General features: G+C 72.8%; 8 protein-coding genes. 2 read left to right on the plus strand and 6 right to left on the minus strand.

Annotated features, from left to right (window positions below):
• Positions 1-45: 45 nt before the first annotated feature.
• Complete coding sequence (locus ACZ6AQ_RS13325) at positions 46-1,242, plus strand: winged helix-turn-helix domain-containing protein (RefSeq protein WP_468759789.1); 1,197 nt, start codon at positions 46-48, stop codon at positions 1,240-1,242.
• 33 nt (positions 1,243-1,275) lie between these two features.
• On the opposite strand, the gene ACZ6AQ_RS13330 is transcribed toward ACZ6AQ_RS13325, so the two are convergent.
• From ACZ6AQ_RS13330 to mtrA, 6 genes are all read right to left on the minus strand, one after another.
• Positions 1,276-2,028, minus strand: a complete 753-nt coding sequence (locus ACZ6AQ_RS13330; protein WP_468759791.1) for a response regulator — start codon at positions 2,026-2,028, stop codon at positions 1,276-1,278.
• 197 nt (positions 2,029-2,225) lie between these two features.
• Entirely contained in the window at positions 2,226-2,921 is a 696-nt protein-coding gene (hpf, locus tag ACZ6AQ_RS13335) for a ribosome hibernation-promoting factor, HPF/YfiA family (protein ID WP_468759793.1), read from the minus strand.
• Between the two features lie 294 nt (positions 2,922-3,215).
• On the minus strand, positions 3,216-4,019 hold the full coding sequence (locus tag ACZ6AQ_RS13340; RefSeq protein ID WP_468759794.1) for a ComF family protein: 804 nt from the start codon (positions 4,017-4,019) through the stop codon (positions 3,216-3,218).
• A gap of 419 nt (positions 4,020-4,438) precedes the next feature.
• Positions 4,439-6,313, minus strand: a complete 1,875-nt coding sequence (locus tag ACZ6AQ_RS13345; RefSeq protein ID WP_468759795.1) for an LpqB family beta-propeller domain-containing protein — start codon at positions 6,311-6,313, stop codon at positions 4,439-4,441.
• The gene (gene mtrB / locus ACZ6AQ_RS13350; protein WP_468759796.1) at positions 6,303-8,306 is read right to left on the minus strand and encodes an MtrAB system histidine kinase MtrB; all 2,004 of its coding nucleotides are present in this window, start codon (positions 8,304-8,306) and stop codon (positions 6,303-6,305) included. Before mtrB ends, ACZ6AQ_RS13345 begins: the two co-directional genes overlap by 11 nt.
• A gap of 1 nt (position 8,307) precedes the next feature.
• Positions 8,308-8,985 (minus strand): two-component system response regulator MtrA, encoded by a 678-nt coding sequence (gene mtrA, locus ACZ6AQ_RS13355; RefSeq protein ID WP_010356958.1) that lies wholly within the window; start codon positions 8,983-8,985, stop codon positions 8,308-8,310.
• A gap of 330 nt (positions 8,986-9,315) precedes the next feature.
• Between mtrA and ACZ6AQ_RS13360 the strand changes: the two genes are divergently transcribed.
• Complete coding sequence (locus ACZ6AQ_RS13360) at positions 9,316-10,533, plus strand: DUF7847 domain-containing protein (RefSeq protein ID WP_468759798.1); 1,218 nt, start codon at positions 9,316-9,318, stop codon at positions 10,531-10,533.
• Positions 10,534-11,290 lie beyond the last annotated feature (757 nt).

The following is an 11,290-nucleotide window of genomic DNA, read 5'->3' on the forward strand; positions in this document are numbered from 1 at the left end:
GAGGCCCCGTTCCGGGTGTCAGTGCCGGGGCCTAAGGTGCGGATCATGACGACTGTGCCGCGCCCCGCCGCCGAACTGTCCGCCGACGAAGCCCGCAGGATCGCGCTGCGTGCCCAGGGGTTCCTGGGCGCGCCCGACCGCCGCGCCGGGGTGCGCGGCGTGCTGCGGAGCCTGGGACAGGTCCAGCTCGACACCATCTCGGTCCTGGCCCGCTCGCACGAGCTGATCCCGTACGCGCGCCTGGGCGCCGTGGGCCGTCCGGCGGTCGAGGAGGCGTACTGGACGGCCGCGTCCGGCGCCGGGACCCCGCCCCGGCCCCACGCCTTCGAGTACTGGTCGCACGCCGCCTGCGTCCTGCCGATCGAGGAGTGGCCGCACTTCGCCTTCCGCAGGCGCGCCTACCGCGCCCGCCCGCAGTGGGGCCACGAGCTGTCGGCCGGGGCGTACCGGAAGGTGATCGACCAGCTCCGGGCCGAGGGGCCCCGGACGGCGACCGAACTGGGCGGCGCGAAGAACAAGGGCGAGTGGTGGGACTGGTCCGACTCCAAGGTCGCCGTGGAGCGGGCCCTGATGTACGGCGAGGTGGTGGTGGTCGAGCGGCGCGGCTGGAAGCGGGTCTACGACCTGGCCGAGCGGGCGATCCCGCAGGACCTGCTCCACGACGACCTCGACGACACCGAGTGCGTGCGGCGCCTGGTGCGGCAGGCGGGCGAGGCACTGGGCGTGGGCACGCGCGCGGACATCGCCGACTACCACCGGATCAAGGGCGAGCAGTTCGACGCGGTGGTCGAGGCGTCGGGCCTGGTGCCGGTGACGGTGGCGGGCTGGGGGAAGCCCGCCTGGGCGGACCCGGCGGCCCTGGCGACCGCGCCGCGCGGCCGGCACCGCACGACGCTGCTGTCGCCGTTCGACTCGCTGGTCTGGGAGCGGGCCCGCACGGAGCGGATCTTCGGTTTCACGCACCGCCTGGAGGCGTACGTGCCGAAGCCGAAGCGGGTGTACGGCTACTTCGCCATGCCGGTGCTGGCCGGGGGCCGGCTGGTCGGCCGGGTGGACCCGGCGCGCGAGGGCCGGACGCTCGTGGCCCGGCAGGTGACCCTCGACGGTCCCGGGGCGGTTCCGGCGGTGGCGCGGGCCCTGCGCGAGGCGGCCGAGTGGGTCGGCTGCGACGCGGTCACGGTGGTCCCGGACCGCGTGAACCTGCCGGGGCTGGTACCGGAGCTGGTGCGGGCGCTGGGCTGAGCGGGCCGGCCGGGGCGCCTCCGGTCCGGGTCCTCAGCGGATTTCGAGGATCTTCTCCCGCATCGCGTAGACCACGGCCTCCATCCGGGAGTGCAGCTGGAGCTTCTCCAGGATGTTCCGGACGTGGTTCTTCACGGTGTTCTCGGAGATGAACAGCTCCTTGGCGATGTCCCGGTTGTTCATCCCGGTCGCGACGAGCTTGAGGACCTCCAGCTCGCGGTCGGTCAGCCGGGGCGCGGGCACGAGCCTGCGCTCGTCGGTCCGCTGGATCATCGACTTGAACTCGGTGAGGAGCTTGGACGCCATGGACGGGCTGATCTGCGACTGCCCGTCCGCGACCGCGCGGATCGCCGTCGCGACCTCGTCGGTGGAGATCTCCTTGAGGAGGTAGCCGGTGGCCCCCGCCTTGATGGCGTCGTAGAGGTCGGCCTCCTCGTCGCTGATCGTCAGCATGATGATCTTCGCGCTGGGGGCGACCTCCTTGATGGAGGTGCACGCCTCGATGCCCCCGCGCCGGGGCATCCGCACGTCCATCAGGACGATGTCGGGCAGCAGATCGGCCGCTTTGTCGACGGCTTCCGCCCCGTCACCGGCCTCGCCGACGACCTGGATGTCCTCCTCGTGGAAGAGGACGATCTCCAGTCCGCGGCGGAAGAGGGCGTGGTCGTCCACGACGAGGACCCGGATCGGCTCCTTGCGGAATGCGCCGTTGTCCGAATCCGATCCCTCCGGAACCGTCTCACCGTGCTCGCGCTCGCTGAGCACCGGCCCGAAGCTGTCCGCCATCGTTCCTCCCCCTGAAGGCCGTGGCCTGAATTCGTTTCCGGTCCCCAACCCGTGCCCGAAGAACACCGGTTGGCGTGCGCTCCATGATTTCATGCCCCGGCGGCGGCGGGGTGATACCGGGACGCGCGGGGGTGCCCCTGGGAGCGCACCACGCGCTCCAGGGGCACCTCGGGATGTGGGTCGGCGCGGGGCGGCGGTCAGCCGCCGAGCGCACCGCCGGCGCCGCCGTCGTCGAGCGGGTCGCTCTGGGCGAGCGGGTCGCTCTCCAGGTGGATGACTCCGTAGTCGTACGCGTGTCGCCGGTAGACGACGCTCGGCTGCTTGGTGTCGGAGTCGACGAAGAGGTAGAAGTCGTGCCCGACCAGTTCCATCTCGTAGAGCGCCTGGTCGAGCGTCATCGGCGCGGCCGTATGGGTCTTCTCCCGGACGACCAGCGGACCGTCGCCCTGGACCTCGATCGAGCCCACCATCCTGGTCGGCACCTCGTCGGTCTCACCCGGGACGAGGTTGCCTTCCCCGTCGAACTCGGCGACGCCGGGCACGACGTCCCCGACCTCGGCCGCCGACAGCCGGCCGTTGCCGCGGCGGGTGTACCGCTTGTCGTGCTGCTTGCGCAGTCGCGCCTCGAGCTTGTCGCTGGCGAGGTCGAGCGCCGCGTACGGGTCGCCCGCCGCGGCCTCCGCCCGGATCACCGGGCCGCGGGAGTGGAGGGTGATCTCCACGCGGTCGGACCGGTCGGCCTGCCGCGGGTTGGGCTCCTTGGACACCTCGACGTCGAGGCTGATCACCTTGCCGTCGAGCTTCTGGATCTTCTCCAGCTTCAGCTTCTCGGCCACGTGCTTGCGGAACCGCTCGGGCACCTCGGTCTTGCGGCCCTTGACGACGATGTCCACGCAGAACTCCGTTCCCGGATCACCCGGACCGGCCCTCCGGCCGCCGGGCGTCTCCCTTTGCACCAGACTCCGGTGGATTACCGGAGTTCGGACTTGGCGACTTTCGCCTCCTCCTCCCCGGTCGACAAGATCCCCACCCCGTCGACAGGAAGTTGATTCGCTCTGAACTCCTGTCCTCGGGCGCAACCATGTATTCGGCGAGACGATGACTTTCGTCATTCCTCACAACCGAACATAGCCCCTTCGGACGGGTGTCGGCACCCGCTGCCGCCACATACCGCCGTTCGAGTGCTTTCACCGCTCACCACCTGCAACGATCCAAGATCTTGTGCAGTTCCGGTTTATTTCGAAAGAAGCGGGAGAGGATGCGATCACGGCCGCCGCCCGCTGTTCCGTGCCCTGCCGCGCCGGGCTTTCCCGGAAGCCGCGCGGCATTTCTCCCGCGTCCGGAAGGCATACGGCTCCGAGGGCCCGCGCCGCCTCCGCCAGGGACGCGCCCGTGGTCATCAGGTCGTCCACGAGGACCGTCCTTCCCGCCGTGAGCAGCCGCGCGCCGCCCGGCACGACCTCCAGGGCCCCGGCCAGGTTCGCCAGCCGCCCCCGCGCGCCCAGCCCGGCCTGGTCCGCCACGTACCGCCGCTGGCGCAGTACGGGCGCGACCCTCACGTCCCGTCCCGTCCGCCGCAGCCGGCCCGCCGCGGCCAGGGCGATCCGCCGTGCGGGATCGTGTCCCCGCGCCCGTACGGAACGCCGGGAGGACGGCACCGGTACGAGGACCAGGGGTCCGGAGGAAGGCTCCCCCACGGCCCCGGCCACGGCCTCCACGGCGCCCGCCAGGGCGTCTCCCAGGGGTCCGGCCAGGGCGAGCGCGCCGCGCTCCTTGTGGGCGAGGAGCAGCTCCCGCACCGCGTCGGCGTACGGCGCGGCGGCGTGCACCACGGGCAGGCCGGAAGGCTCGGGATCGGGCCGCACCCTGCGCGGCGGCGTCCCGGTCAGCGCCTCCGCGCACGCCGGGCACAACTCCGTCCGCGGCCTGCCGCAGCCTCCGCAGGCGACCGGCAGCACCAGGCCGGCGATCTCGCGCCACCACCCCCGCATGGCTCCACTGTGCGCCTTCCCCCGGCATCCGGCCACCCCTGTGGAAAACTCCCCGCCCCGCCGCGCCGCCGGTCTTCTCCGGGCCTCGAGCCATCGCCCTCGGACCCCGGCGGAAGCCCCCGGGACCGCCACTCCGGCACCTGCCGAAAGCCCCTTCCCCGGGGCTCCCGGAAACCCGCGCGGGTCCCGGAGTACGTCAGGTACGGCCTCCGGGCGGACGGTGCCGCCCTCGGCTCACGCCCCCAGGGCGTGTGCCGAAAGTGGCGTCGTCCGCCCGGAGGGCGGGCCCGGCGGTGTCCGGTGCGTGCGATCGCAAGGCGGAGGGTCGCCCCGATACTGGATGTATCGGGGTGAGCCCGACAACGCGGCGAGCGTGCGTGCCGGGCGCCGCCGGGCAGACGGGACTTTCGGCACACGCCCTAGCCGGGGTAGACCGGTGAGCTCCCGGTCTTCACCACCGGCTGCCAGTTCGTTCCCGGGGGCAGCCGGACGATGCCGTCCTCGGAGTCGGCCACCACGGGGGTCGCCGCCGACTCGTCGTGCGGCGCGGACACCGAGGACGCCCCGTTCAGGCCGGGGAGCACCGAGGACGCCGAGGTCGAGCCGTCCGTCTGCAGGTAGCGGATCTGCTGCACGCCCCCCGCCTCCCGGCCGACCACGACGAGCCGGCTCGGCCCCGCCCAGGAGACGGCCGTGACCGACTCCATGCGGGGCGCGGCGGGCTGGAGGTCCGCCACCGAGGCCGAGACGACGGTCCCGCCGTCCGTCGTCCGCCGTTCGATCCGGCCGATCTGGAGGGTGGTGCGCTCGCCCCGCCTGACCACCAGGGCCATCCGCACGCCGTCGGCGGAGACCCGCAGCGACTCGATGCGGCCGTCCCCCAGCCACGGCGTGCCGACCTCGACGGGTTTGCCCGTACCTCCCGGCACCATCCACAGCCGGCGCTCGGCGGGATCGCGGTCGGCGACCCACAGGTCACCCTGGCCGTCCCAGGTGGGCGTGGAGAGCCGGTCCACCGGCTTGACGCCCTTGCTGGACAGAACGGCCGGCTGCGGCTCCTGCCCCGTCTCCACCGTGATGGAGGAGACGAACAGCTGGTGACCGGTCGTGTCGACCCCGGCGGCCCGGGTCTCGTCCCGGTCGACGGCGACCGAACCGAGCCGGGTCGGACCCCTGCCGAACGGCCCCGGCACCTCGACCGGCGCGCTCGCCTCCTTCTCCCCGGCCATCAGCTTCCTCAGCTTGTCGTGGCCGTCGAGGAAGTACGCGCTCTCCCCGCGGCCGCCGTTCCTGAGCGGCGCGAACTCGGCCGCCTGCCCCTGTCCCAGCCGGCACAGCGACCCCTTCGACCCCAGGAGCTCCACCTGTTCGACCCGTACGGACGGCAGGTCGCGCAGGGTGAACAGCAGTTGCGCCGCCATCCGCCGGCACGCCGGGCCGTCGGCCCCGTCCGCCTTCGCGTTGAGGGGCACCTTCAGCGTGGACTGGTCGTCCGTCGCCAGGGTGGTGACGCCCTTCCTCAGCTCCGTACGCGGGGGGAAGCTGGAGTCGACGGCCGGCTTCAGCCAGTTCGTCGGGCCGTCGAGCAGAGTCTTGACCGTCTGGGTGACCGGGTCCATCCGGGTGACCGGGTCCTGCCGCTGCCGGATGTAGACGGGATCGGCGACGACCCAGTCCTTCCCGGAGGCGAAGTAGTACTTGTTGACCGAGCGGTAGTTCCGGAGGAAGTCGGCCTCACCGAGGACCAGGCCGGGCGGGAGGCTGTTGATGCGCCACTCCTTGCCCTTGCCGCCGGCGGCCGGCTGCTGCACGACGTGGATCGTCTGCAGGTACTCCTCGGGGCTGATCGGCTGGTACGCGTGGCGCGCGTCCACGGTCGCGATCTTGCGGCCGGTGAGGGAGTAGGAACGCCCCTCCTTGTCGGGATCGCCGTTGCGGCCCGCCTGTTCGCGGCTGGGCGCGGCGGTGAGCACGGTGATGCCCTCCTCCGGCTTCCAGGTCTCCGCCGCGTGCTGCGTGAGGTATTTGCGGGCGGTGGCGAACCCGAGGTCGTCACTGGTCATGGCCTCCAGGAAGCCGTCGACGATCTCGCCCGGGTCGGCGTTCTCGCGCGGCGCGACGGCGTAGACCCGCACCTGCGAGTCGCCCGTGGTGGAGCCCTTCACCGCCTCCACGCTCCCGTCGTCGGGCATCGTCGCGCAGCCGGCCGCCAGGAGCGCCCCGCACGCGGAGAGCACCACCGCGCGGCCCCCCCGTGCCCGGCCCGCGCGCTCCGTCCGGGCGTCAGCCCCCATGTGTCCCGTCCTCCCGCTCGGCGTTCCCGTTCCGTCCGGCCGCCGCGCCCACCCCGCCGTCGGTGTCGGCGGCCGCCCGCGGCACCACCCGGGAACCGCTGCCGGGCAGCGCCGCCGGATCGACGGTCGCCCGGAACGGCCTCGGCGGTACGGGGAGCGCCGACCGGTCCCCGGCGGCCTGCGCCGGTACGGCCGCGCGGCGGGCGTTCTCCTGCGCGTGCCCGGCGGCCGCCTGCTCCCGGTTGCGGCGCGAATCCTCGGGCTCCAGGGGTATCGGGGAGCCCCGCAGCGGCTCGTCCGCGGTGCGCGGCAGGGTGAGCCGGAACTGCGAACCGCCACCGGGCTCACCCCACGCCTGGAGCCAGCCGCCGTGCAGCCGGGCGTCCTCGACGGCGATCGACAGGCCGAGACCGGTGCCGCCGGTGGTGCGGGCGCGGGCGGGGTCGGCGCGCCAGAAGCGGTTGAAGACCCGGGTCGCCTCGCCCGGCTTGAGCCCGACGCCGTAGTCGCGGACGGCGACGGCGACGGCCCCGCCCGCGGCGGCCAGCCTGACCACCACGTCCCGGCCCTCGCCGTGCTCGACGGCGTTGACGACGAGGTTGCGCAGCACCCGCTCGACCCGGCGGGCGTCCGCCTCGGCCACCACGGGCTGCTGGTCGCCCACGACCACGATCCGGGTGCCCTTGCGCTCGGCGAGGGGTTCGGCACCGCCTATGACCCGGCGCACGACCTGCCGCAGATCTATCGGCTCGGCCTCCAGCGCGGCCGCACCCGCGTCGAAACGGCTGATCTCCAGGAGATCGGAGAGCAGCGACTCGAAACGGTCGAGCTGGTCGCCGAGGAGTTCGGCGGAGCGGGCGGTGACGGGATCGAAGTCGACCCGGGCCTCGTGGATGACGTCGGCGGCCATCCGGACGGTGGTCAGCGGGGTGCGCAGCTCGTGCGAGACGTCCGAGACGAACCGGCGCTGCATCCGCGACAGCTCCTCCAGCTGCTGGATCTTGAGCTGAAGGCTCTGCGCCATCTTGTTGAACGCCTCGCCGAGCCGCGCGATGTCGTCCTCGCCGGTGACCTTCATCCGTTCCTGGAGGCGGCCCGCCGAGAGCCGTTCGGCGATGCCGGCGGCCATGCGGACGGGCGTGACGACCTGGCGCACCATGAGCCAGGCGATGGCGCCGAGCAGCACCACGACGAAGAGGCCGGCCGTCGCCAGCGTGCCCTTGACCAGGGCGAGGGAGTCCTCCTCCTGCGACAGGGGGAAGAGGTAGTACAGCTCGTACTGGGTGCCCTCGGCGTCGTTCAGCCGTTTGCCGATCACCAGTCCCGGCTCGGACGCCTTGGAGCTGGTGTAGTGGATGCGCGTGGGCTTCTGGAAGGTGCCCGTCCCCTGGGCGACCGAGCGCCGCAGTTCCGCGGGGATGCTGGTGGCCGGATCGACCTCTCCGGAGGCGCGGACGCCACGGCTCGCGGTGTCACCGGTGTCGAGGGAGAGCGCCACCACGTTGAAGGCGCTCTGACCACCGCTGGCGAGCTGCTCGACCAGGGTGGAGCGCCAGTTCACGGGGGCACCGACCCGCCCGCCCTCCTGCTGGCCGGGGGTCGAGGGGGTCGTCGCCGCCCGGTCCTGGGCGGCGGAGAAACCGCCCGCGGCCTGACTCTGGGCGGCTTTCTCCTTGGCTTCGAACAGACCGTTGCGCACCTGGCCGATGACGACGAGGCCGAGCAGCAGCACGACACCGAGGGACATCAGCAGGGTGCCCGCGACGATCCGCAACTGGATGTTCCGCCGCCAGAGCCGCACGGCGGGCAGCAGGGGCCGCCGGATCCAGCGCGCGAAGAGCCGGAAGACCGGCCCTCCCCGCGCCCCGTCCCGGAGGAGCCGCCCGCCGCGCGGCAGACGGCCGGAACGCAAGCCCCCCCGCCCCGGTCCGGCAGCCCGCCCCGTACGGTTCCCCGGGTCCCCGGGCTTCGGAGCAGCACTGCCTTCGCTCATGTCAGCTCGGTCCCGCCTTGTAACCGACACCACGGACGGTCACCACGATCTCCGGCCGCTCCGGGTCCTTCTCGACCTTCGAGCGCAACCGCTGGACGTGCACGTTCACCAGCCGGGTGTCGGCCGCGTGCCGGTAGCCCCACACCTGCTCCAGCAGGACCTCACGGGTGAAGACCTGCCACGGCTTGCGCGCGAGCGCGACCAGCAGGTCGAACTCCAGCGGGGTCAGCGCGATGGACTGCCCGTCCCGCTTCACGGAGTGCCCGGCCACGTCGATGACCAGGTCACCGATGGTGAGCTGCTCCGGAGCCGGCTCCTCGGACCTCCGCAGCCGTGCCCGGATGCGGGCGACGAGCTCCTTCGGCTTGAACGGCTTCACGATGTAGTCGTCGGCCCCGGACTCCAGGCCCACGACCACGTCGACCGTGTCGCTCTTGGCCGTGAGCATGACGATCGGCACCCCCGACTCGGCCCGGATGAGCCGGCACACCTCGATGCCGTCCCTGCCGGGCAGCATCAGGTCCAGCAGCACCAGGTCGGGCTTCGCCTCCCTGAAAGCGGCCAGCGCCTTGTCACCGTCCGCGACGAACGACGGCTCGAACCCTTCACCCCGCAGCACGATGCCGAGCATCTCGGCCAGTGCGGTGTCGTCGTCGACGACAAGAACGCGTCCCTTCATATCGACATCATCCCATTAGCCAATCGTTACCTGCCGTGACCTGTCCCACAGCGTCTCCCCCTGTCCGGGCCGTGATCTTGTGGACGACGGCCCGCTCGGCCCGCCGCCGCACGGTTCGCGCGGCCGGGTCGGGCATCCGCACAGTGTGCCGCCTGCCGTCCGCACATTGAAGGTCAGGAGGAAGCTACGAAGGACAGGGCCGCTCTCACCCACCGCCGGACCCCACGTGACACGATGGCACCCGGCCCGCCGCCGTGCCAGGTGTCGGCCGCCGTGACCGAGCCGGTTCGCCGATCCGGCACCGCGACCATTCCTCCGAGGTGGACGACCGTGAACGACACTCCGGGCTGGCCCCCGCCCGGACCCACCCCCTCCGGCAGCCGGGACGGCTCCGACGCGTCCCGGCCCGACGGCCCGGCCGACGCGAACGGCTCCGCCCCCCAGTGGTCCGAGCACCAGCCGCCCGCCGGCCGGTGGTCGCCGCCGTCCGGTCCGACACCGCCTTCCGGGCCCGGCCGGAACTGGAACACCCAGCCCGCCGGCACCCCCTGGGACAAGCCGCACACCCCGAAACCCGGCGTCGTCCCGCTGCGCCCCCTGGGCGTGGGCGAGATCCTCGACGGCGCGGTGAAGACCCTCCGTGCCTACTGGCGCACGGTCCTCACCATCACGGTCACGGTCGCGGTGCTCTCCGAGACCGTCGGCGTACTGGCGCAGCGGTATCTGACGCAGAAGACCCCGCCGCTCGACCCGGGTGCCACGCCCGCCGAGGAACTGGAGCACATGCTCGAGTCGGTCCAGTCCTCCCTGATCGGCATGGGACCGGCCCTGCTCGTGACGCTGGTGGCGTCCCTGGTCAGCAGCGCCCTGCTGACCGTCGTCATCAGCCGCGCGATCCTCGGCCGCCCGGTCTCGCTCTCCTCCGCCTGGCAGGAGGCCCGGCCGCGCCTGCTCCGTCTGCTCGGCCTGACGCTGCTCCTCGCGGCGATGACCGTCGCCGTCGTGTTCGTGGGTCTGCTTCCCGGGAGCCTGGTCGGCGGGGCCCCCGGGGTGGCCCTGACCCTTCTCGGCAGTCTCGCCGCCCTGGTGGCGTTCGTCTGGCTGCTGATCCGTTTCAGTCTCGCCTCCCCCGCCCTGATGCTGGAGCGCGGCGGCGTGGTCCAGTCCCTGAAGCGCTCGGCGAAGCTGGTCCAGGGCTCGTGGTGGCGGATCTTCGGGATCGTCCTGCTCACCCAGCTGCTGATCTACCTCTTCACCCTGGTCGTCTCGATCCCCTTCATGCTCCTCGGCATCGCGGCCGACGGTGACGGACTCACCGGCCTGGTCGCCGGCACACCCCCCGCCTTCGGCTGGCCGTTCCTGATCATCACGGGCATCGGCGGCGTGATCACCAACGCGCTCACCTACCCGATCTCGGCCGGCGTGAGGGTCCTCCTCTACGTGGACCAGCGCATCCGCCGGGAAGCCCTGGACCTGGAACTGATCCGGGCGGCGAACCTCCCCGACGACCGCGACCCCGCATCCGGCGATCGGGCCGTCGGAGGCTGATGCCGTGACGGCCGCGAAACAAGCGGCCGCGACACCGGCGCACTCGCGCGCCGACGGCGACGTGCCGGTGGACGCCCCCCCCGCCCCCCGCCCCCCGCTCCCCCGCCCGCGAGGCGGCGGAGCGGGGGGCGTCCCGACCCGAGGGGCCACGAGGCCGGCCTGTCCCTCCTCCAGAGCGTCCTCGACCGCTTCCGAGCACGGCTCGGCACCCTCTTCGACTCCGCTTGTCTCCGCGCCCGGTGCCGCCCCGGGCGGGCCCCCGGCCCCGTGGTCATCACCCCCGGCCGCGGCCTCACCCGCCACCGCCCTCCAGTGGCCCCCCAGCACTCCCCACCGGGCACCCGGCACTCGGGGGCCGCTGCCTCTCCTCGGACGGCCCCCACGCCGCCCGCGACCACCGGGCAGCCGCTGTCCGCTGGATCCGGGCGGCCCAGGTGCCGACCACTCCGCCCAGGGCCGGACCGGCCCATACCGCGATGGCGGTGGGGGCGGAGAGCGAGAGCTCCCAGATGATCAGGGCGGTGATCACTGTCCCCCTGCGGCTCGGCACGCATCCTGCAACGAGGCGGCGACCGAGGCCGGCGCCGTACGACACCTCCGCCGAAACCCGGCGACTTTCTCGCTCATCTCCGGGACCGCCTGGCCCCCCGAAAAGACCAGTAAACGCAGAAAAGCCCCGCACCATGAGGTGCGGGGCTTTCCCACAATGATTGTTCGGCGGTGTCCTACTCTCCCACAGGGTCCCCCCTGCAGTACC

It is taken from the genome of Streptomyces sp. NPDC041191, assembly GCF_055591945.1.

Excerpts from the sequence above, each read along its gene's own strand:
- ACZ6AQ_RS13330 (WP_468759791.1), bottom strand. The coding sequence starts at position 2,028 with ATGGCGGACAGCTTCGGGCCGGTGCTCAGCGAGCGCGAGCACGGTGAG.
- mtrA (WP_010356958.1), bottom strand. The coding sequence starts at position 8,985 with ATGAAGGGACGCGTTCTTGTCGTCGACGACGACACCGCACTGGCCGAG.
- ACZ6AQ_RS13325 (WP_468759789.1), top strand. The coding sequence starts at position 46 with ATGACGACTGTGCCGCGCCCCGCCGCCGAACTGTCCGCCGACGAAGCC.
- mtrB (WP_468759796.1), bottom strand. The coding sequence starts at position 8,306 with ATGAGCGAAGGCAGTGCTGCTCCGAAGCCCGGGGACCCGGGGAACCGT.
- ACZ6AQ_RS13340 (WP_468759794.1), bottom strand. The coding sequence starts at position 4,019 with ATGCGGGGGTGGTGGCGCGAGATCGCCGGCCTGGTGCTGCCGGTCGCC.
- ACZ6AQ_RS13345 (WP_468759795.1), bottom strand. The coding sequence starts at position 6,313 with ATGGGGGCTGACGCCCGGACGGAGCGCGCGGGCCGGGCACGGGGGGGC.